23 protein-coding genes, 1 pseudogene and 1 other annotated feature are annotated in these 20,245 nt (G+C 35.4%); of the genes and pseudogenes, 8 read left to right on the top strand and 16 right to left on the bottom strand.

The window, feature by feature from the left end; translation table 11 throughout:
- Positions 1 to 9: 9 nt before the first annotated feature.
- Both DS031_RS18970 and DS031_RS18965 read right to left on the bottom strand, forming a co-directional pair.
- On the bottom strand, positions 10 to 1,464 hold the full coding sequence (locus DS031_RS18970) for a nicotinate phosphoribosyltransferase (protein WP_113807626.1): 1,455 nt from the start codon (positions 1,462 to 1,464) through the stop codon (positions 10 to 12).
- Between the two features lie 394 nt (positions 1,465 to 1,858).
- The gene (locus DS031_RS18965; RefSeq protein ID WP_113807625.1) at positions 1,859 to 2,098 is read right to left on the bottom strand and encodes an AbrB/MazE/SpoVT family DNA-binding domain-containing protein; all 240 of its coding nucleotides are present in this window, start codon (positions 2,096 to 2,098) and stop codon (positions 1,859 to 1,861) included.
- 252 nt (positions 2,099 to 2,350) lie between these two features.
- Here DS031_RS18965 and DS031_RS18960 point away from each other — a divergent pair, with 252 nt between their 5' ends.
- Positions 2,351 to 2,515 carry a YqaE/Pmp3 family membrane protein gene (locus DS031_RS18960; protein WP_113807624.1) on the top strand — a complete coding sequence of 55 codons (165 nt, stop codon included), beginning with the start codon at positions 2,351 to 2,353 and terminating at the stop codon, positions 2,513 to 2,515.
- A gap of 151 nt (positions 2,516 to 2,666) precedes the next feature.
- On the opposite strand, the gene map is transcribed toward DS031_RS18960, so the two are convergent.
- The 3 genes from map to DS031_RS18945 all read right to left on the bottom strand — a co-directional run bounded on the left by map (position 2,667) and on the right by DS031_RS18945 (position 5,686).
- On the bottom strand, positions 2,667 to 3,425 hold the full coding sequence (gene map, locus DS031_RS18955; RefSeq protein WP_113807623.1) for a type I methionyl aminopeptidase: 759 nt from the start codon (positions 3,423 to 3,425) through the stop codon (positions 2,667 to 2,669).
- A 172-nt stretch (positions 3,426 to 3,597) separates the two neighbouring features.
- Positions 3,598 to 4,449 carry a bifunctional methylenetetrahydrofolate dehydrogenase/methenyltetrahydrofolate cyclohydrolase FolD gene (gene folD / locus DS031_RS18950; RefSeq protein WP_113807622.1) on the bottom strand — a complete coding sequence of 284 codons (852 nt, stop codon included), beginning with the start codon at positions 4,447 to 4,449 and terminating at the stop codon, positions 3,598 to 3,600.
- A 142-nt stretch (positions 4,450 to 4,591) separates the two neighbouring features.
- On the bottom strand, positions 4,592 to 5,686 hold the full coding sequence (locus DS031_RS18945) for a citrate synthase/methylcitrate synthase (protein WP_113807621.1): 1,095 nt from the start codon (positions 5,684 to 5,686) through the stop codon (positions 4,592 to 4,594).
- Positions 5,687 to 5,805: 119 nt separating this feature from the next.
- Between DS031_RS18945 and DS031_RS18940 the strand changes: the two genes are divergently transcribed.
- Positions 5,806 to 6,687, top strand: coding sequence for a LysR family transcriptional regulator (locus tag DS031_RS18940; protein ID WP_113807620.1), 882 nt, complete (start codon positions 5,806 to 5,808; stop codon positions 6,685 to 6,687).
- A gap of 76 nt (positions 6,688 to 6,763) precedes the next feature.
- Here the strand turns inward: DS031_RS18940 and DS031_RS23870 are convergent, their stop codons facing one another.
- The 6 genes from DS031_RS23870 to DS031_RS18910 form a co-directional block, all read right to left on the bottom strand.
- On the bottom strand, positions 6,764 to 6,934 hold the full coding sequence (locus tag DS031_RS23870; RefSeq protein ID WP_181833249.1) for a hypothetical protein: 171 nt from the start codon (positions 6,932 to 6,934) through the stop codon (positions 6,764 to 6,766).
- 156 nt (positions 6,935 to 7,090) lie between these two features.
- A complete protein-coding gene (locus DS031_RS18930) occupies positions 7,091 to 7,495 on the bottom strand; it encodes an LCP family protein (protein ID WP_113807618.1) in 405 nt (134 codons plus the stop codon).
- 90 nt (positions 7,496 to 7,585) lie between these two features.
- The gene (locus tag DS031_RS18925; protein ID WP_220182101.1) at positions 7,586 to 8,023 is read right to left on the bottom strand and encodes a sugar transferase; all 438 of its coding nucleotides are present in this window, start codon (positions 8,021 to 8,023) and stop codon (positions 7,586 to 7,588) included.
- A 5-nt stretch (positions 8,024 to 8,028) separates the two neighbouring features.
- Positions 8,029 to 8,724 carry a YveK family protein gene (locus DS031_RS18920; protein WP_113807616.1) on the bottom strand — a complete coding sequence of 232 codons (696 nt, stop codon included), beginning with the start codon at positions 8,722 to 8,724 and terminating at the stop codon, positions 8,029 to 8,031.
- A 6-nt stretch (positions 8,725 to 8,730) separates the two neighbouring features.
- Positions 8,731 to 9,177, bottom strand: a complete 447-nt coding sequence (locus DS031_RS18915; protein ID WP_181833248.1) for a polysaccharide deacetylase family protein — start codon at positions 9,175 to 9,177, stop codon at positions 8,731 to 8,733.
- 228 nt (positions 9,178 to 9,405) lie between these two features.
- Entirely contained in the window at positions 9,406 to 9,762 is a 357-nt protein-coding gene (locus tag DS031_RS18910; protein ID WP_113807614.1) for a polysaccharide deacetylase family protein, read from the bottom strand.
- Positions 9,763 to 9,881: 119 nt separating this feature from the next.
- Here DS031_RS18910 and DS031_RS18905 point away from each other — a divergent pair, with 119 nt between their 5' ends.
- A complete protein-coding gene (locus tag DS031_RS18905) occupies positions 9,882 to 10,802 on the top strand; it encodes an NAD-dependent epimerase/dehydratase family protein (protein ID WP_113807613.1) in 921 nt (306 codons plus the stop codon).
- A 13-nt stretch (positions 10,803 to 10,815) separates the two neighbouring features.
- Here DS031_RS18905 and DS031_RS18900 read toward each other — a convergent pair whose 3' ends face one another.
- Entirely contained in the window at positions 10,816 to 11,037 is a 222-nt protein-coding gene (locus DS031_RS18900) for a hypothetical protein (RefSeq protein ID WP_113807612.1), read from the bottom strand.
- Between the two features lie 207 nt (positions 11,038 to 11,244).
- On the opposite strand from DS031_RS18900, the gene DS031_RS23865 reads away from it, so the two are divergent.
- Both DS031_RS23865 and DS031_RS18895 read left to right on the top strand, forming a co-directional pair.
- Positions 11,245 to 11,385 (top strand): hypothetical protein, encoded by a 141-nt coding sequence (locus DS031_RS23865; RefSeq protein WP_181833247.1) that lies wholly within the window; start codon positions 11,245 to 11,247, stop codon positions 11,383 to 11,385.
- 170 nt (positions 11,386 to 11,555) lie between these two features.
- A complete protein-coding gene (locus tag DS031_RS18895) occupies positions 11,556 to 12,347 on the top strand; it encodes a TIGR00266 family protein (RefSeq protein ID WP_113807611.1) in 792 nt (263 codons plus the stop codon).
- Between the two features lie 171 nt (positions 12,348 to 12,518).
- Here DS031_RS18895 and DS031_RS18890 read toward each other — a convergent pair whose 3' ends face one another.
- Positions 12,519 to 13,757: a DHH family phosphoesterase gene (locus DS031_RS18890; protein WP_113807610.1), complete on the bottom strand. Its 1,239-nt coding sequence runs from the start codon at positions 13,755 to 13,757 to the stop codon at positions 12,519 to 12,521.
- A gap of 161 nt (positions 13,758 to 13,918) precedes the next feature.
- On the opposite strand from DS031_RS18890, the gene DS031_RS18885 reads away from it, so the two are divergent.
- Positions 13,919 to 14,098, top strand: coding sequence for a YfhD family protein (locus tag DS031_RS18885; protein WP_113807609.1), 180 nt, complete (start codon positions 13,919 to 13,921; stop codon positions 14,096 to 14,098).
- A 77-nt stretch (positions 14,099 to 14,175) separates the two neighbouring features.
- Here DS031_RS18885 and DS031_RS18880 read toward each other — a convergent pair whose 3' ends face one another.
- The 3 genes and pseudogenes from DS031_RS18880 to DS031_RS18870 form a co-directional block, all read right to left on the bottom strand.
- Positions 14,176 to 15,558, bottom strand: coding sequence for a glycine--tRNA ligase (locus DS031_RS18880; protein ID WP_113807608.1), 1,383 nt, complete (start codon positions 15,556 to 15,558; stop codon positions 14,176 to 14,178).
- A gap of 216 nt (positions 15,559 to 15,774) precedes the next feature.
- Positions 15,775 to 15,954: a binding site (T-box leader), on the bottom strand.
- 72 nt (positions 15,955 to 16,026) lie between these two features.
- Positions 16,027 to 17,329, bottom strand: a pseudogene (locus DS031_RS18875) (TrkH family potassium uptake protein).
- A 17-nt stretch (positions 17,330 to 17,346) separates the two neighbouring features.
- A complete protein-coding gene (locus DS031_RS18870) occupies positions 17,347 to 17,979 on the bottom strand; it encodes a DedA family protein (RefSeq protein WP_113807607.1) in 633 nt (210 codons plus the stop codon).
- 132 nt (positions 17,980 to 18,111) lie between these two features.
- Here DS031_RS18870 and DS031_RS18865 point away from each other — a divergent pair, with 132 nt between their 5' ends.
- A complete protein-coding gene (locus DS031_RS18865; RefSeq protein ID WP_113807606.1) occupies positions 18,112 to 18,891 on the top strand; it encodes an undecaprenyl-diphosphate phosphatase in 780 nt (259 codons plus the stop codon).
- Between the two features lie 157 nt (positions 18,892 to 19,048).
- Positions 19,049 to 20,146 (top strand): PRK06851 family protein, encoded by a 1,098-nt coding sequence (locus DS031_RS18860; protein WP_113807605.1) that lies wholly within the window; start codon positions 19,049 to 19,051, stop codon positions 20,144 to 20,146.
- Positions 20,147 to 20,245: the final 99 nt, after the last annotated feature.

Here is a 20,245-nt window from a genome sequence, read left to right as displayed (position 1 = left end):
TCTCTAAATTTAATCTTTCTCAATTTTTTGCATTTCTTTTTGAATGATGTCAATTTTCATATCATATACTTGTTGACTTAAGTTTACATGATAGACTTCTGGATTTAAAAGTCGTAAGTATTCCGGCCAAAACATGTTTAATTGCTCGTCATGATAACGGCGGACTTCATCAAGATTCGGAAGTTCATAAACTTGTTGACCATTTTCAAATACCGGCTCAAGCATTTTAACAGCATCAAAATTTGAAATATTTTTATGAAGCCACGTATGAACAGGGTGAAACAACTTAATTTTTTCTTGATTTTCCACTTGTTCGTCAATTAATGAAACATAATCACCAACAGCTTTATTTGTTCCTTTGTTAATCATGCGGTACAGTGTTTTATAGCCTGGTGTTGTAATTTTTTCTGGGTTTCCGCTAATTTTAATCGTTGGAAGCCACTGACCATTTTCTTCTTTTGCAACCATTTTATAAACCCCGCCAAGTGCTGGTTGGTCAGATGCCGTAATAAGCTGTGTTCCAATTCCCCAACTGTCAATCTTGGCACCTTGGTTTTTCAAGTTTAAAATGGTATGTTCATCAAGATCGTTTGAAGCAACAATTTTTACATCCTCTAATCCCGCTTCATCAAGCAGCTTTCTCGCTTCACGTGATAAATATGACAGATCGCCTGAATCAAGACGAATTGCTTGAACAGTTTTATTGATTTCTTTTAACTCTTTTGCGACTTTAATCGCGTTTGGAACCCCCGAACGAAGTGTATCATAGGTATCAACAAGTAAAGTAACGTTGTCTGGAAGCGCAAAGGCAAATTGACGAAATGCTTCAATTTCAGAAGAATGATCCTGCACCCATGCATGTGCATGTGTTCCTTTTGTAGGAATACCAAATGCTTTTCCTGCCGCCATATTGGATGTGGCATTAAAACCAGCAATGTAAGCTGCACGCGCTCCCCATACTGCTGCATCTGCTTCCTGCGCACGCCTCGTTCCAAACTCCATTAAAATATCCTCTGGGGCCACTTGACGAATTCGCGCTGCTTTTGTAGCAATAAGTGTTTGATAGTTCATAAAGTTTAAAACTGCTGTTTCAATGAGCTGTGCTTCAAATACTCTTGCTTCAATAACCATTAAAGGCTCATTTGGAAATACAAGCGCTCCTTCTTTTACAGAATAAACGTTACCATTGAATTTAAAATTATGAAGTTCTTCTAAAAATGCTTGATCATAATTTTCTTCTTGTTCTGCTAAGTAAGCAATATCATCATCCGTAAATTTTAAATTGTTAATATAATGTACCACTCTTTCTAGTCCTGCAAACACCGCATAGCCATTTCCAAATGGAATTCGTCGAAAATACACTTCAAACACTCTGCGATTATTATGTGTGCCATTTTTCCAATGAGCATACTGCATATTAATTTGATATTTGTCAGTATGCAGCGCCATATCCATGTAATTCATCCCTCTCAACCCCTTACATTATTCCTATCTTTCCCTACGAAAGACACATCTTAATCAATATTTTCTGTCTAAAAACAGCACTTCATATGTGAAAAAAAACACAAACACTTACATAAGAAGTATCACTATAATGTGAAAATACAATTTTCTTATTTTTCTCCAAAACAAGTTTAAAAAGGACTTTCAAAAACCTAATTCACATTTGGAATAAAAATTAACAAATATTGAAAAGTAATTGTGTGCTTCGTATTCCTCTATCTTCACTATTACTTTACCATTATTTTAAAGAAATGTGTCTGTAAGTTTTACAATAATCAGAACATTTTTTTGTAAAAAAAGCCAAGCATGAAATGGGTAAATCGTTCGTTATTCCCATTTCTACTGCTTGGCTTTTTTATTTCTCTTTATCCTCAAGAGCTTTTAACGTATAATTCAACAAATCTGCTAAACTGTCTTTTTTCTTTTCAATAACAGGTTGATCATGTTCTCCTTTTTTCTTTATTAAGAAATCACCTGTTTTCTTATCCACTTCTAAATAAATATTCTCGCCAACACGTACCCCTATTTCGTTAAGTATATAATCTGGTAATGTTATTCCTAAAGATTTTCCTAAAACGGTTAATTCGTGCTTCATAATAAACCTCCATCAATTTTAAGTGTCTTGGCTTGAGAGATATGTACTGTATTTAAACTACCGTCATATATTCTATTCGCTTTCCCATCAATTTTTTTGTACTCAATCAGCATATTCGATTCTAAATGACTACTTTTTTAGAATAAATAGGAAAAAATAATTCAAGCATGTTCTTTAAAAAAGAAATGTTTAAAAAAAGAGACCGCCAGGGAATGAAAAAACTAATTACAAAAAATATAAGGAGTGAAAACAATGCTTAAATATATTCTCGCAATCCTTCTGCCTCCCCTAGCTGTTTTTATGTCAGGAAGCATGGGGAAAACGTTATTAAATGTTGTTCTTACTATTATCGGATGGATTCCAGGTGCTATTCATGCGCTTTTAGTTGTTCATAACAATAATCGAGCGGCTATTTAATTACAAAAGCTGTCCAACATTACATAAATAATCTTGGGCAGCTTTTTGATATAGTATGTTTCTTCTTAAAATATTCCTGCTCTTTCGTAGATCGCATCCTCATTTTCAATTTTATAAATATATTAATTTATAAAGATTTTTAAAATGTGATTCACCTTTTGCCATCCTGATCTGTTAAAATGAGCGGACCCTGTTTTGTAATTGCAATTGTATGTTCGTATTGAGCTGATAATGTACCATCAGCTGTTCTTGCTGTCCAACCATCAGAATCGATAACAGAAAAATACCAACCTTCATTTAACATCGGCTCAATTGTAATAACCATTCCCTCCTTTAGACAAAGACCTGTTCCTGCTGCTCCAAAATGAGGAATTTGGGGCGGTTCATGAATGACACGCCCAATACCATGCCCAACAAATTCTCTTACAACCGAAAAATGATGTTTTTCTGCATAAATTTGAATGGCATGACCAATATCACCGATTCGATTTCCAATAACGGCTTGCTCGATTCCTTTATAGAGAGACTTTTTTGTTACTTCTAAAAGGCGTCTAGCTTTACTAGAAATGTTTCCAACAGCATAGCTCCATGCTGAATCTGCAAGTGCTCCCTTTAAGTTAACAACCATATCAATTGTAACAATATCGCCATCTTGAAGAGGTTTTTTCGTTGGAAACCCATGACAAATCACATCATTCACAGATGCACATGTTGCATATGGATAACCTTTATATCCCTTTTGTTCTGGTATGGCCCCGTTTTTATGTAAATATTCCTCGACAAATTGATCAATTTCCAATGTTGAGATTCCTGGTGTAATTCTTTTTGCAATTTCTTTATGACAGGAGGCCAACAGCTGTCCTGCCTGCTTCATCATTTCAATTTCTTGTTTTGTCTTTAATAAAATAATTGTCCCCTCACCTTCACTAAGTCTCCATGTTATTGTATGTTTTCAAATAAAACAATTGCGTAACTATATCAATTTACCTTAAAAAATCTCCAGTAAAATAGAGCCGTGTTGAATGAAGTAAAAATCATATAAAAAAGCGTCTGAATTTTTTCTTCAGACGCTTTTTGTATGATCACTTAGAGATTTTTTTAGCAGCTTCTACTGTATTTCTTAAAAGCATAGTAATGGTCATCGGACCGACCCCACCAGGAACTGGTGTAATATAACTTGCTACTTCTTTAACACTTTCAAAGTCAACATCCCCAGCAAGCTTTCCACTTTCAAGACGATTAACACCTACATCAATGACAATCGCACCTGGTTTTATATCTTCTGCGCCAATTAAATTTGGCTTTCCAACTGCCGCCACTAAAATATCAGCTTGTTTTGTAATTTCTCTCATATTTTTTGTTCTAGAATGTGCTACTGTAACCGTCGCATTTTCCTGAAGTAAAAGCATGGCAACAGGCTTACCAACAATGTTGCTTCTCCCAACAACAACGGCATGCTTTCCTGAAATATCTTCACCAGAGCGTTTAATTAATTCAATAATTCCATCCGGTGTACACGGTAAATAACAGTCATCCCCAATTAACATGTTACCGACATTCACTGGGTGAAAACCATCTACATCTTTTAAAGCACTAATTTTATTAATAACTGCTTTTTCATTAATATGCTTTGGCAGCGGCAGCTGAACTAGGATGCCATGGATATCCGGATTTTCATTTAAAGCATCAATTTCACTTAGAAGATCTTCTTCTGTGATCGAAGCATCCTTCTCAATAATTTCAGAATAAATGCCAATTTCACCGCAAGCTTTATGCTTTGCACGTACATATGATAAAGAGGCTGGATTTTCTCCAACAATAATTACCGCTAAACCTGGAACAAGTCCATTTTCTTTTAATCCAGAAACTTCTTCTTTTAATGCGGTGCGAATTTCCTGCGCAACTTCTTTTCCCTTAATAATTTGTGCTGTCATAATGGATAATGACCCTCCCACTTTTTAAATACGAACAATCAATTAAACTATAACATATTCATTCGTATTTTCAAATGTCCATTTCTTAAAATAACAATAAAAAAGAATGGTTCATCCTAATTAGGAATGAACCATTTCCTTATTATTTATTCGGTATTTTTCCAACATAAGCAGCTTTTGGACGGAAAATACGATTGTTTTTTGATTGTTCTAAAATATGCGCTGTCCAACCAATAATACGGCTTGCTGTAAATGTCGGTGTATAAAGCTCTGATGGCATTTCAACTGCTCGAAGTACAGCAGCAGCATAAAACTCAACATTCGAATATAACTTGCGTCCTGGCTTATACTCATCAAGCAGCCGAATCGCTGTTTCTTCTACATAAAGAGCTAAATCTAACCATGGATCTTTTCCAGATAATTCTTGAGCCACTGTTTTTAATGCAACAGAACGCGGATCATAGGTTTTATAAACGCGATGCCCAAAGCCCATTAACCGTCTACCTGCTTCAAGCTCTTTACGAATCCATGGCTCTGCATTTTCTTTTGTATTAATGGCGTCTAACAGTGCAATAACTTCTGAAGGAGCTCCACCATGAAGCGGACCTTTCATAGCTCCAATTGCACCTGTTACGGCTGATATTAAATCTGATTGTGTAGAAAGAACCACACGTCCTGAAAATGTCGAAGCATTCATTCCATGTTCCATCGTAAGAATCATATAGGCGCTTAATGCTTTGATATGAGCTTCACTAGGTTCTTTTCCTGTAAGCATGTAAAGATAGTTTGCAACATGATCATACTCAAGATTTGGCTTTACAGGCTCTCTATTATTTAATTGATGATAACGATATGTAATAATGGTAGGAATAACAGCTGTAACTGTCATTGCTTGTTCAATAGTAGGTTCCCATCCATATGAAGAAGTTCCCATTGCTGATACGACTGTACGCAGTACACTCATCATTTCCATATCGTTTGGCAGTGCATCAAGTACTGCTTTTGCATGTTCAGGAAGCTCCCTTTTTCCTGTGAGCGCTTTCTTGAATCTTAACAGTTCTTCACCTGTTGGCATCGTACCATAGAGCAATAAATAAGCAACTTCCTCAAATGTATGATGAACTGCTAAATCTTTTGCCCAATGACCTCGGTAGACAAGATGACCTTTTTCTCCGTCCACTAAGCTAATTTCTGTTTCTCCTGCAACAACACCTTCTAGCCCCGTTACCTTTAGCATCACGTAAACTCCCTTCGAATCTTTTCTTTACTTATTAGTTTACATCTTATCGTTAATTATGAATAATAAATAATAATAGTTATTTTAATAAACATTCATAATCAATTGGAGTGAAAGTATTGGATATTCGCTGGTTAAAAACGTTTGTAACAGCAGCTCAATATGAAAATTTTCACCGCACGGCTGAAAAACTTTTTCTCGCCCAGCCGACAGTAACCGTTCATATTAAAAATTTAGAAAACGCGATCGGAATGTCGCTCTTTGAAAGAAAAGGGCGCAATATCTTTTTAACTCCTGCAGGGAATCGCTTTTTACCGTATGCAAAGAAAATGCTCATCCACCTAGAAAAGGGAATTCTCGATATTGAAAGTTGGCGTCAAGGTTATAAACGGCATTTAACACTTGCAGTCTCACCGCTTATAGCTGTATCTATTTTGCCTTCATTAATACGTGAATTTATAAAGAAATACCCTGACATCCAAGTTTCAGTAAACGTACTAGAATCAAAGCAAATTGGAGACTGCATCCAAAAAGGAGATGCTGACATTGGATTATCGCGAATGAATCTTTTCAAACCTTCCCTTTCGGTAAAAAAATTGTATGATGATCCTGTTATTTTAGCAGTCCCGCATGATGGAAATGACTTAGAGCAAGCAGTACCGCTCGATTTTGAACAATTAATTCATCAAAATAATATTATTACAGATAATCACCCCGAATATTGGGATGACTTACTTATTGAACTGCGCAATAAATATCCGCGCATTCGAACAATGGCTGTTTCTCAAGTACATGTAACGAAACGATTTATTGAAGAAGGATTAGGTGTCTCTTTTCTGCCTCGCTCTACCGTAAAGCGAGAAGTGTTGGAAGGAAGAATACTAGAATTAGTAACAAATAAAATTCGTTTACCAACAGCTTCCAGCTACTTAATTACCAAATATGAAACAACTGAAATAACATTATTTTCTAATCATTTATTAACATATTTTTCCACTTGAACACCATCCCTTTATAAAATATCAAAATCTAAAAACCGCCTTTTATGCTGCCATAGGCGGTTCTAATTATAAGTTTTTACTTATTGCGTTCTAATTCACTTTTACGGTTTTGTTCTGCTAAACTAAACTCACTCGAAAATTCCGTTTCAGGATTATTAAAAGCTGCTTGAATTTTTTCCTGCTGTTTTTGCTTACGAGCTCTTTCATTTGTTTGCGCTTTTCGCTCATTGCTTCGACTTTTTCCCATAATAAAAAACACCTCCATTTTTTTTTCAGGCATATTATCCCCAAAAATGTAAGGAAGATGTTTTAAATTATTCATTTAAAATTTCTTCACTAATTTTGCGTACTTCTTTTTCATCAGCAAGCCAATAATAAAGCTTTTTGTTTAAGAGCGGATCCATCATACTGCCGATTCCCCTAAAATATGGGCATGATTAATTTTTGTATAACCTATATTCTCTACATAAACTCTTGTATCCCGAGGTATGGCAATCACTACAACTTTTTTCTGTATTGGATTAATATTTAAAATCATCATGACATCTGTTCGAGATCTTTCCGAGTTTCTTGCATCAATACCGAGCAGTAAAAGATTAAAACTTTCTTTTTTTACTTTTAAATTTGATTGAAGAAAAACTGGCATTTTCTTTGATTTTATTGTTTCTGATAACATATGTGGTGATGCCAGTACAGGGACCTGCTCCTCCTTAAAATGTTCAGTTGGATGAAAGCTTTTGTAAAATCCAGCGATAGCAAGAATGAATAAAACCCCTAATCCTACCATCCACTTTAAAAAGCTGCTCATTTTTTTCCTACTTTCTTCTCAACATCATCTCTAAACAGGAAAGAAACACATAAAATGCTTACAGACTGTTATCTGTTCAGACTAAACACTTTATTCTTGTTTTATGATTTTTTCTTTCTTCTTTACCCCATTGGAACTTTCACGCTTAAATAAAATATAGAATGTTCGAAATAGAATCTTTATATCAAGCAGCAGCGAATAATTTTGTACATACATTAAATCAAACCTCAGCTTATCTTCAGGCGTTGACGTGTATTTGCCCATAATTTGTGCAAGCCCAGTCATTCCTGGCTTAACCATAAAACGATACGTGTAATTTGGATTTGTTTTTTTAAACTTTTCTACAAAATATGGACGCTCAGGTCTAGGACCAATTAAACTCATTTCTCCTTTTAAAACATTAAATAGCTGGGGAAGTTCATCAAAACGAGCTTTACGCATCCATTTACCAATATTTGCAATACGCGGATCGTCTTCAGCAGTTGGTGACTGGGGTTCTTCAAGACAATACAATGTCGTCCGCTTCATCATCATTACCCCCTTAGTCGAATTTCAAGCTTCTTAGATGGTCCTTTTGGAATTGTTCCTAAAACTGGAAGTCCAAGCATTTCCTCGACTGATTCTTCCGTTTTAATCGTCTTATCAATCACTTCTAATAAAATTGAAATAACAATGCTAATATTTAAAGCTAATAGAAAGACAATAAACATATTCATATACGGATTAGGGCTAACTGGTTTAGAATTTTGATTAACAATCGCTTGATCAAGAATGGATACATTTTCCACTTTCATAATTAAAGGGAGATTTTTTTGGAAAGAATCAGCAAAACCGTTTGCAATGGCTGCAGCTTTTGCTTGATTTGTATATTTAACTTTAATCTCTGTAACTAGAGATTCTTTCACTCCTGAGGCTGTTACTTTTTTTAGCAGTTCATCTTCTGTTACTTTTAAATTTAATTTATCAATCACTTCTCGTGCAATCCGTTTACTTTTAATAATTTCTCCATATGTAGCAATTAACTTTTCATTTGTAATTAAATCATTGTAGTTAATTTGGGTAGAAGGATTCTGTGTTTGAACTAACAGCGTTGTAACCGCTTCATATTGAGGAGGAAGTATAGCAAAACTAATCCAACCTGTAATGAACACCGATGGAATAATGATACTTAGAAGCAGTACAATTCGCTGCTTAAGAATATTTATCACATCAGAAAGGTCAAAATCCATATGGCGTTAACGCTCCTTTACAAAGGAAGTCTGCTTAGAATGTTCCCATTTAGAACGCCCTAATTGAGCTGTTTCTATCATATTAATAGACTTCATCCCATATTCCTTTTTACACCTTTTAAAATGGTAAAAGATTTCCTCTAGTTCACTTAACCTTGCTTCACTATCGCTCCCAAAATTATGCGGATGCCACCATAAATGAAAAATTTTTTTTGACTTCGCAGCAGCATAGATAGATTTTATAATTCGTTTTTGTCGATAATGGTTTAACAAAGAAAGTCCTTTGACAGGCGGTCTATAAAAACGGCTTGATGGGACATTGCAAAGTCCTGAATGTTCGATAATATTCTGCCATGAAATAAGGTGATGTCCACTTAAATTTACATAGCTGTCTATTAAACGAAATATTCGCTTATAAGGAGCATTATAGTTGTCAATATTTACTCTATACATTGAATGCTGCTCATTGCCCCGATAGCAGATAATCCCCCTCTCTAAAAGTAGGTGCTTATATTCAGGGTTATATTGATTTCTCGGAAATACAATAGAACGGATAGAGATTCCATATTGGTTTGCAATAGCAACAGCACTTTCTAAATCAGCCACAAATGATTGAGAAGTTTGCCCTTTCTCTAGACAATAATAGTGAGAAAAAGTGTGGGTAGCAATTTCTTGTCGCTTTCACTGTTGAATTTGCTTAATTAAGCTTGAAGCAAAGTTCAGAGGATCCTCACACTCTGTGTCTCCAACTATTTCACGGTAAGGATTAAGGTGTGAATGAATATAATTTGGCCTTTCTTTTGGAGAATACATAGCAAGTTCAGCTCGTGATTTAGCGAATAAAAAACCAACCACGGCCCATGTGGCCGCAATTTCATGCTTTTCAAATAGATCAAGAAGCTTCGGGATCACCTCTCTCGCATGAAGAATTCTTTTTATATAAGGATCATCAGCCCTATATAAGTCACGCAGTCCCCAATGGAGTTCAAAATCTAATGAAATAACGAGCGCTCCAACATCCTCTCTCTGTTCATCCAATCCATGAACTCCCTTCTTGTTTCAGTGTTATTTGAATCATATTGCATTTTGGTAAAGAATATTCCATTCTCACCTTTCATAAAATGTACTTAATTTTCAATACAAGGGGGGGGAAATCTATGAAAGTTTTTGTTACTGGAGGAGCAGGATTTATCGGGTCACATACAGTGGATATTTTGCAGCAAAAAGGGTATCAACCAATCATTATTGATAAAAATAAGTCTAAGTATGCTGATTCTTCTATTAAAGCTTATCAAATAGATATTTGCGATCAAAACCTCAAGGAAATTTTCAAAGTAGAATTACCCGATGCTGTTATTCATCTAGCTGCTCAAACAAGTGTTTCTTATTCTGTCAGCAATCCAAAAATTGATGGCAAAATTAATATTCTTGGTACGATTAATGTACTTGAAAACTGCTGCAAATACGGCGTAAAAAAAATTGTTTTCGCCTCTTCTGCTGCTGTTTATGGAGAACCAAAGCAAGCAGCAATTGAGGAAGGTGATACGAAAAGCCCTTTATCTTTTTATGGACTCTCTAAGTTAAGTGCTGAAGATTATATAAAGCTTTTTTCTGAACAATATGACCTTTCTTATACCATTTTACGTTATGCGAATGTATACGGTATGAGGCAGGATACTGCTGGAGAAGGCGGAGTGATTGCAGTTTTTATTAATAAACTTCTGCATGATGAAACACTCACCATTTATGGGGACGGCAATCAAAGTCGAGATTTTATTTTTGTAAAAGATGTGGCGGCTGCAAATATCGCCGCCCTTTCAAGCGTTGAAAAAAGTATTCTAAATATAAGCAGCAATACGAAAACAACCATTAATGAATTAACAGCTCACCTTCATAAACTTACTCATAAAACCATTAAAACAAGCTATAAAGCTAAAAAAGAAGGAGATATAACCGACAGTAGATTAAATAATAGAAGAGCCATTTACACTCTTAATTGGCAGCCTCATTTCTCGCTGGAGCAGGGCTTAAATGAAACCATTCATTATCATTATGTAAAGAAACATTCAAATTTATAAAAGCAGACTTCTATTATCTTGCAATTTTCAGTATAAATCGAAGAATATTTCCCCATCTACTGCCGCGCTGTTTTATATAAATAAATAAGCCAACACAACTTAGAATACCAATGAGAAGACCAGATAAAAACATCTGCGAATCAACGAAATCGTTCTCGCTTTGTGAGGTGCTGTTTTCTTCCCCACCCATAGGGGCAAAAAACATACTTAATAAACGAATTAAATCACCTGTCATGTAATCACTCCTTTTTAAATAGTGTTTGTGTTTTTCAAAAAAACATACAAACAAGCAAAGATTTAAAAAGAGTTTTGAAACAACTTACGTTATTACCCCTTATTTTGGCATAAAATCCAATAATAAATGTTTCACTATTCAGAAAATAATATTGATTCTCTTTCCCTTTGCCATTATACTAGAAAAAAGCTTGTAGGAGGAATCATCATGAACATGCAGCTAAACGAACACTATGTAAACTACGAAAGCTTTACGGTTACACAGTCTATAGATTATACTCTTATTAATTATGACGAATATTTATTTATGATATCAGAAGAATTTCTCTATACATTGTATACATGTTAAATAAAAAAACAGCCCCTTTCTAAACAAGAAAGGGGCTGTTTTTTTATTTTATCCCCCGATTACCCTCTATTAAAATCCAACTATTTCCTTTATACTAATACTAACAGAATGATCGCTACATAACAGGCAGACACACTGCTGCTTATAATTAACCTTAGGGGGAATGACAGGTGGTAAATCATGAAGTCGATTATAAACTTCACGGCGATGACATGCAGTTTGTTGAAATCGAACTTGACCCTCAGGAAACTGTCATAGCTGAAGCTGGGAGCTTAATGATGATGGAAGAAGGCATTCAAATGGAAACCATTTTTGGGGACGGCTCCGCTCAAAAAGGAGTCATGGGAAAATTATTTGGTGCTGGAAAACGACTTATTACGGGCGAAAGCTTATTTATGACCGCCTTTACTCATACAGGTCAAGGGAAAAGTCATGTTTCTTTTGCGTCTCCATACCCTGGAAAGATTATTCCACTTAATTTAAGTGAACTCAACGGAAAAATCATTTGTCAAAAAGATGCGTTTCTTTGTGCAGCCAAAGGTGTAACAGTTGGCGTAGAGTTTCAACGTAAACTTCGGGCTGGTTTCTTTGGCGGTGAAGGCTTTATTATGCAAAAACTTGAAGGCGATGGCATGGCATTTGTGCATGCAGGAGGTACGATTATTCGTAAAGACCTTCAGCCTGGTGAAGTACTGCGCCTTGATACAGGCTGTCTCGTTGCGATGACCCAAGATGTAAATTATAGCATTGAAATGGTAAAAGGAGTCAAAACAATGCTGTTTGGAGGCGAAGGATTATTTTTTGCTACATTGCAAGGTCCTGGAAGTGTGTGGGTACAATCTCTTCCATTTAGTCGTCTGGCAAGCCGTATATTTGCAGCAGCTCCCCAAGCAGGAGGACAATCTAAAGGTGAAGGAAGTATTTTAGGCGGAGTCTTTGATCTTATTGATGGGGATGATTAATTATAAGAAAAGCGCAAGCGCCTTGCTCACCCCCGACAAGCAAATGTTCTTACGACGAAAAGGCGCTTTTGCCTTTACGGCGTAAGGTTATTTGACTCGAGGGGATAGGCGCTGGAGCTAGACACAAAACTTATACTTATCTTATAAAAAAGTAGAGCAGGGATCCCTGCTCTACTTTTTTATAATTCTTTTCATTTCTTCCGTGAATTTATTTTTTAATTTTTCTTCTTTTACTTTGTAGGTTTTTGTAAGGTATTCAATAAATTGATGATCATATTGAAGCCATGATACATAATAACGTTTTAAGAAATGCTCAGCATCTTCAAATGTTGAAAATGGTTTATTAAGAACCTTTCCGTCATGAAGGATTTCCCATTTCTCATTGTCCGTCTTTCTAATATGTGAAATTTCACCTTTTCGGTTTTCATACCAGACACCAAATTCTGAATCTGTTACATTATATTGATTTTGTTCAGCATCAGGTCGTCTCGGTTCAAGATCAAATACGTTAACCACAAACTTTTTAAACGTTTCCGATGTTAACGAACAACCTGAAGCTTTCGGATGACCGCCACCACCAAACTTTTGAGCAAATGCAGACACATCGACATGATCATAGATTGTTCGAAAACCCATCTTTTTATTACCTGCATTAATAATGGCAATTAAATCAAGATGAGGATTCTTTTTGCCGAGGGCATTGCCAAGCTCAGAATGATAATTTTCAGCATGGACAATCCCTACACAGTACTCATCGATAAATGCCTGTACCATTTGGCGATTTTTCATATTAATATAACGCTCAATTTTCTTTTCTTCCATATCTAAAATCATGTTTTCTGTTTCGTTTAATGAAAATGACTGTGGATTTTCCTGAATGCGTGATAACATATCTTTTTCAAACTGTTCAATACCAATAATAAAAAATAAATCATTTAAACGCTTCGCTGCAACGTTATTATTTTCATCCCATTCCCATGTATCATACTGGCGCACAAGCTCAATAAACTCCTCTAAAGCTTTATTCGGTTCGATTAATTTTTTTTCTAATAAAAACTCATAGAATAAAGAGGTCGCTGATGTTTTCTTACCTGACTCATATTCTGTCTTCACAAATCCCCATTCATGATTATTGAAATGAAGAGCTGTTACATGATGGTCAACCATTTGAACAAGCTTTCCCTTTTTAAAGCGTTCTGCAAGTTTCTTTTCTACCTCTTCATTTACTGAAAGATCTGTAATGTAAATACGTACATCATTATTTTCTGGGTTATGAAGAAACCCTGTGACACGTTGATTTAAATTGCGATATGAGCAATAAGAAACATCTGCCTTATCTTTAAAAGCTATTTTCGCTATTAAGCCACAGCCTAAGCCGTCAAGATCACTATCTGTAAATAATTTAATCATATGTATTCCTTCTTTCCTGCTTATTGTTCTATGTTATTGTAACAACAATTCCAATAAAGTATAAGCATGCTTTTTTAATTAGCTTGTATAATTCCCTTTTCACTTCACATTCTATTAAAGAATTTGTTGTTTTTATAACCTATTTGAAAGGAGCAATCTAAATGGGAAGAGCCCAAAACCAAAAAGCACGCGATAAAAATAAAGCAAAACTTCCACAAGTACCACGAAGCCAAATCGTCAAAGACGATGAAGAGCTTGAAATTGCAAAAGAGCTTGATGCTCAATATGAATTGGAGCGCAAACCTGGCTTTCCTCCAACAGGAGTAAGAAGAAAAGATTAATTAACCATACTAAACAAAATATAATTTTAAAACACCGTGCAGAAATACATGCACGGTGTTTTGTACTAAATGATTTATTAAAATTGAGTTTTCTCTGCAATAAAGTCTTTTAAATCTGCAATTGCTACGCGTTTTTGTTCCATTGTGTCACGGTCACGAACTGTAACCATGCCGTCCTCTTTTGAATCAAAATCATACGTAATACAGAAAGGTGTTCCAATTTCATCATGACGGCGATAACGTTTACCGATTGAACCGGCTTCATCATAATCTACATTAAAATGCTTTGCTAGATCTGCAAACACTTCTTGCGCTTCTTCTGAAAGCTTTTTAGAAAGCGGGAAAATAGCGGCTTTAAACGGCGCAAGCGCTGGGTGAAACTTCATCACTGTACGGGATGTACCATCTTCAAGTTCTTCTTCTTTATATGCATCAATTAAAAAGGCAAGTGTCACGCGGTCTGCACCCAAAGAAGGTTCAATACAATATGGAATATAGCGTTCATTTGTTTGCTGATCCATGTACTGAAAATCTTCACCAGAATGCTCCATGTGCTGTTTTAAATCATAGTCTGTACGAGACGCGATGCCCCAAAGTTCCCCCCAACCGAATGGGAATTTATATTCAAAGTCTGTTGTTGCGTTGCTGTAGTGAGAAAGCTCATCTTCATTATGATCACGCATCCGAATATTTTCTTTTGTAATTCCTAATGAAAGAAGCCACTTCTCTGCTGTTTCTTTCCAATAATCAAACCATTTTAATTCTTCACCAGGTTTACAGAAAAATTCTAATTCCATTTGTTCAAATTCACGTGTCCGGAACGTAAAGTTACCAGGTGTAATTTCATTACGAAAGCTTTTACCGATTTGTGCAATCCCAAATGGTACTTTCTTACGCATTGTACGCTGTACATTTTTAAAGTTCACAAAAATCCCTTGTGCTGTTTCAGGACGAAGGAAAATTTCATTTGTACTTGATTCTGTAACACCTTGGAATGTTTTAAACATTAAATTAAATTGACGAATATCAGTGAAGTCTTTGCTTTCACATTCAGGACAAGTAATATTATACTCTTTAATAAGTTCCTGCATTTTTTCAAACGGAAGACCATCCACGATAATTTCTTCACCATTTTCAGCTGCCGCTTCTTCAATTAATTTGTCAGCACGATGTCTTGCTTTACAATTTTTACAATCGATCATCGGATCATTAAAGTTACCGATATGTCCAGATGCTTCCCATGTTTTAGGATTCATTAAAATAGCGGCATCAAGACCGACATTATATGGAGATTCCTGCACAAACTTTTTCCACCATGCCTGCTTAATATTGTTCTTTAGCTCTGTTCCAAGCGGTCCGTAATCCCAAGTATTCGCAAGACCTCCGTAAATTTCAGAACCAGGAAATACAAATCCTCTATGTTTTGCATGGGCAACAACTTGATCCATTGATACACTCATGTTATTCGCTCCTTTTCGTTTGTTTTTTGAATATAAGAAAAGCGTAAGCGCCTTGCTCACCCCCGACAAGCAAATGTTCTTACGACGAAAAGGTGCTTTTTTCCTTTACGTCGTAAGAACATTTGACTCGAGGGGGTAGGCGCTGAAGCTAGACATCCAAATTTATACTTTCTTATCTTTTGAAAAAAAAGCTCTCGTCCCTAGGCGAAAAAAACGCCTAGGGACGAGAGCTTTTTACCCGCGGTTCCACCCTAGTTGATGTGACTCTTCACATCCACTTTGTAAAAAAGTAACTCAAGACTGCCGTTTCACTAAGGTTCTTTACCAGGCTTCCACCACCCCCGGTTCGCTTTAAAAGACTGTTCTTAGTTACTATAAATCCTTCACCGTTACATATCATTATAGTCATTTGAGAAAATAGTATCAAAAACCTCTTATGAAAGTCAAATTTATTTTTTTACTAACCGTTTAACCTGTAAAAACATCTCCATCAGGATATCGGATTTTCTTCTGCTTTGGATTTGAAAGCGTGAAAATTAATGTTAAAGGACCAATAAGCCCTGTAAACATGATAACTATAATAACAAATTTTCTAATTGTTGTCAGACTGTTCGTAATTCCCATTGATAGACCGACTGTTCCAAATGCTGAAACAACTTCAAATAATATTTCAATAAAAGAAGCTTTTTCAGTAATCATTAATATAAACACAGCAAGGAATATTAAGAATTGACCAGCAATCGCAATGGCAAATGCACGGTTAATCGTTGAATTTTTTATTGTGCGCTTAAAAACCGTCACAAATTCATTTCTTCTAAAAAAAGATAAAACAGCCAACAAAATAACAATAAAAGTCGTTACTTTAATTCCTCCACCTGTTGAAACACTTCCAGCACCAATAAACATCATAATCATCATTACAAATAATGTTGCTTCATTTAAACTGGCAATATCCACTGTATTAAAACCAGCCGTTCGAGTCGTTACAACTTGAAAAAATGAGGCCAATAGTTTATCGCCTGCAGATAACGCACCAATTGTTTTTAAATTAGCATGTTCAAGATAATAAAAGAAAAAGAATCCTACAGCTATTAAGCTCCCCGTTCCAACAAACATGATTTTTGAATGAAGAGATGGTTTGCGAAACGACTTGCTGTAAAGTAAATCCAATACCCCCCACTATAATTAGCATTGAAATCACAATATTTACAATAGGATCACCGACAAATGGCATTAAATTATCTTTCCAAAGCGCAAATCCTGCATTGTTATAAGCAGCAATTACATGAAAGGTACTATAATAAATGCCTGTTTTTATACCCATTTCTGGAACCCATCTAATTGATAAAATCATAATACCGAGCAATTCAATAAAAAGTGTCACAACTAATACTCTTTTTACGAGACGAATCACACCACCGATGGATGTTTGATTGAACGCTTCCTGAACTAAAAGCCGCTGCCTTAAACCAATTCGTTTGCCAAGCATCATTACAATTAACATTGCCATTGACATAAAGCCAATACCGCCAATTTGAATAAGCAGCAAGATAATAATTTCACCAAAAACAGTAAATGTCGATTGTGTATCGACAACTGTTAACCCCGTTACCGTTGTAGCTGAAGCAGCAGTAAAAAAAGCATCAATCCATGAGATGTTTTTTTCAACAGAGATGGGCATCTTAAGCACCAGACCCCCTCCTATAATTAAACATAAAAAGCCTAATGCTAATGTTTGCGGTGGTGTGAATTGCAGCGTTCTGCTTTTCATCTACTGCTTGACCCCTTTTATTTCTTTTTCAAATTTAGAAATTGCTGAATAGATATATAATTCGTACGCTCGACTCGTTTTTTCATCCATAAATAGATAAGGAGTAATAAAAAAATACCAACAATAGCAAGGGGCATATAATGATCAGCAATAACAGCAACTTCGCTCCAGTTCGGCCCTAAACGAAAACCCAAATAAATATAAAAAAACGTAATTGGCGCCATTGCTAAAAAAGTATAAATCGAAAACAACAAAACGTTCATATTTGTCAAGCCGCATGGAATTGAAATTAGCGTTCGAATTCCGGGAAGAAAGCGTGCTGTAAACGCGACTATTGAACCATGCTTTTCAAAAAAAATTTCCGCTCTTCTTAACTGCCCTTCACTAATAAAGATATATTTTCCATACTTAACAAAGAAGGATCTTCCTAAATATTTCCCTAAAAAATAAAGTGTTAAAGGGCCCGTGACTCCACCAATTGTTCCTGCTAAACACGCGAGCCATAAATTCATTTCCCCTTCATACACCCAATAACCTACTAAAGGTAAAATAATTTCACCCGGAACAAACTCAAACGTAAGCGCTAAAACAATGCCAGCATAAGAAAGTTCTTTTAATAAGGCTGCTAATGAATAAATAAATGATTCCATTCCTATTTCCTCTCTTCAACTTATTTACCCTATTATATTCTATCTATCAATCAATTATATTGGCATGTTCATCCTTCTCATCTTGTATGTATAGTACTAGCTATGAAAATTTGCAAAGAAGGAGCGTTTTTTATGAATTGGTTAGAAGCAGTTATTCTAGGATTTATTCAAGGTTTAACAGAGTTTTTACCAATTAGCAGCACAGGACACCTCTATATTGGTAGACATTTATTTGGTCTTGAAGAAGCTGGGCTTTTTTTAGATACAATGCTTCATCTTGGCACATTATTAGCACTTTTATTTTTTTATCGGGGAATCCTTATAAAATTGTTAAAAAATCCATTTAATAAACTAACTTTTTTACTGATTATTGGCACGATCCCTTCTATTGTAATTGGATTATCTTTAAAAGATTATTTTGAAGAAATTTCTACAACCGGAGTAACAATCGGCTGGGAGTTTTTAATTACCGGAACATTTCTCTGGTACGCAGATATGATTAAAAAAGGAGAAAAAAAATTAGAGGATATTCGCGTTAGCGACGCGTTTATGATTGGAGTTTTTCAAGCAGCTGCTATTTTCCCAGCTATTTCACGCTCAGGTATGACAATTGTTGGTGCTTTAATTCGAAAAATTGATAAAGAAACAGCTGCTTATTTTTCTTTCTTACTATCCATTCCAGCCATATTTGGTGCAGTTTCTTTACAATCAATTGACCTTGTGAAAAACACCCATCATCATATTACTTTTCTTTCTCTCTTTTTTGCTTCTGTTTCTTCTGCACTGTTTGGCTATCTCGCTGTTAAATGGATGATTCATTATGTTAAAAAACATTCACTAAAAGTATTTGCAGGCTATGTATGGATACTAGGATTGCTTATTATTACACTACAAAGTCTCGGTATCTGGTAAGACACTTCATTAAGACAACATTTTTTTTTTAGAAAGGACATCTTTTTGTCTGCTTTTCAATCGTTTCTTTATCTAGTTTTTAATAATAGGCATACACCTATGGAAGAAAATTTACATACACTGATTTTGAATGATTATTTTCTAAAGAGGTGACAAGATGAAGGGAACGATTAAACATTTTTTTGCAGGTGGGAATACAGCAAAGGGTTTTTATAGTCTATATGATTCTGTCCTGCAAAATCTAAATCGTATTTATATTTTAAAAGGCGGTCCTGGTACAGGGAAATCTTCTCTAATGAGAAAAATTGGCACAAAAATGATCAATAAAGGGTATAACATCGAAATGATTCACTGTTCTTCTGATAACGATTCGATCGACGGAGTCATTATTCCATCTCTTAAAGTCGGTATCGTTGATGGAACAGCTCCACATATTATTGAACCAAAAGCTCCTGGTGCTGTAGAACAATACATTAATTTAGGAACTGCTTGGAATTCAGCGAAACTATCCGAAAATACAGAAGTAATCCGCGACTTAAACGCACAAATTTCCTCTTCCTACCAAAATGCTTATAACAGTTTTTCAGAAGCATTAGCCATTCATGATGAATGGGAAGAAATTTACATTAAAAATATGAATTTTGAAGAAGCAAATAAATTAACAAATGAACTAATTGAACAATTTTTCGGAGCTCGCACACTAACTAAAACATCAACAATTGTCCACCGCTTTTTAGGAGCTGCCACTCCAACGGGGCCTGTTGATTATATTCAAAATTTAACAAGTCATCTATCAAAACGCTACTTTATTAAAGGACGGCCTGGATCAGGGAAATCAACAATGTTAAAAAAAATTGCTAAAGCGGCCCAAAATAAAGGCTTTAATGCAGAAGTATACCACTGCGGTTTTGATCCTAACAGCCTTGATATGGTTATTCTTCCAGAGTTAAGCGTTGCTATTTTTGACAGCACGGCACCACATGAATATTTCCCTGAGCACAACAGTGATGAAATTGTAGATATGTATGTTCGCACTATTACATCGGGGACAGATGAAAAATACGCCGAAACGCTAAATAATATTAAAAAACGCTACTCCGAAAAAATGAAGGAGGGTACTGCCTATCTGGCAGAGGCAAAAAACCTTCATGACCAATTAGAAAGCTATTATATTGATGCGATGGACTTTTCTGAAATAAATACCATCACACAACAGATAATGCAAGAAATTGACAGTTTAATGCCCATTAACTAACAACGAGCAGCAAGACATTAACTGCCTGAAAAAGTGAGATCAATCAAGCGCCCGATCTCACTTTTCTTATTCTCTTCATACACCACTTAACCCTTGTCC

The sequence above is a fragment of the Bacillus taeanensis genome (assembly GCF_003318295.1).
Taxonomy (GTDB): domain Bacteria; phylum Bacillota; class Bacilli; order Bacillales; family UBA6769; genus Maribacillus; species Maribacillus taeanensis.
The sequence above is the reverse complement of the archived record's forward strand: the minus strand, read 5'-3'. Positions and strand labels throughout refer to the sequence as shown.

Coding starts and splice junctions, on each gene's coding strand:
- DS031_RS18885 (WP_113807609.1), top strand. CDS start 13,919: ATGGGAAGAGCCCAAAACCAAAAAGCACGCGATAAAAATAAAGCAAAA.
- DS031_RS23870 (WP_181833249.1), bottom strand. CDS start 6,934: ATGGGAAAAAGTCGAAGCAATGAGCGAAAAGCGCAAACAAATGAAAGA.
- DS031_RS18920 (WP_113807616.1), bottom strand. CDS start 8,724: ATGGATTTTGACCTTTCTGATGTGATAAATATTCTTAAGCAGCGAATT.
- DS031_RS18930 (WP_113807618.1), bottom strand. CDS start 7,495: ATGAGCAGCTTTTTAAAGTGGATGGTAGGATTAGGGGTTTTATTCATT.
- DS031_RS18925 (WP_220182101.1), bottom strand. CDS start 8,023: ATGAAGCGGACGACATTGTATTGTCTTGAAGAACCCCAGTCACCAACT.
- DS031_RS18905 (WP_113807613.1), top strand. CDS start 9,882: ATGAAAGTTTTTGTTACTGGAGGAGCAGGATTTATCGGGTCACATACA.
- DS031_RS18880 (WP_113807608.1), bottom strand. CDS start 15,558: ATGAGTGTATCAATGGATCAAGTTGTTGCCCATGCAAAACATAGAGGA.
- DS031_RS18900 (WP_113807612.1), bottom strand. CDS start 11,037: ATGACAGGTGATTTAATTCGTTTATTAAGTATGTTTTTTGCCCCTATG.
- DS031_RS18890 (WP_113807610.1), bottom strand. CDS start 13,757: ATGATTAAATTATTTACAGATAGTGATCTTGACGGCTTAGGCTGTGGC.
- DS031_RS18865 (WP_113807606.1), top strand. CDS start 18,112: ATGAATTGGTTAGAAGCAGTTATTCTAGGATTTATTCAAGGTTTAACA.
- DS031_RS18860 (WP_113807605.1), top strand. CDS start 19,049: ATGAAGGGAACGATTAAACATTTTTTTGCAGGTGGGAATACAGCAAAG.
- DS031_RS18870 (WP_113807607.1), bottom strand. CDS start 17,979: ATGGAATCATTTATTTATTCATTAGCAGCCTTATTAAAAGAACTTTCT.
- DS031_RS18915 (WP_181833248.1), bottom strand. CDS start 9,177: ATGTATAGAGTAAATATTGACAACTATAATGCTCCTTATAAGCGAATA.
- DS031_RS18945 (WP_113807621.1), bottom strand. CDS start 5,686: ATGCTAAAGGTAACGGGGCTAGAAGGTGTTGTTGCAGGAGAAACAGAA.
- DS031_RS23865 (WP_181833247.1), top strand. CDS start 11,245: ATGAACATGCAGCTAAACGAACACTATGTAAACTACGAAAGCTTTACG.
- folD (WP_113807622.1), bottom strand. CDS start 4,449: ATGACAGCACAAATTATTAAGGGAAAAGAAGTTGCGCAGGAAATTCGC.
- DS031_RS18965 (WP_113807625.1), bottom strand. CDS start 2,098: ATGAAGCACGAATTAACCGTTTTAGGAAAATCTTTAGGAATAACATTA.
- DS031_RS18960 (WP_113807624.1), top strand. CDS start 2,351: ATGCTTAAATATATTCTCGCAATCCTTCTGCCTCCCCTAGCTGTTTTT.
- DS031_RS18970 (WP_113807626.1), bottom strand. CDS start 1,464: ATGAATTACATGGATATGGCGCTGCATACTGACAAATATCAAATTAAT.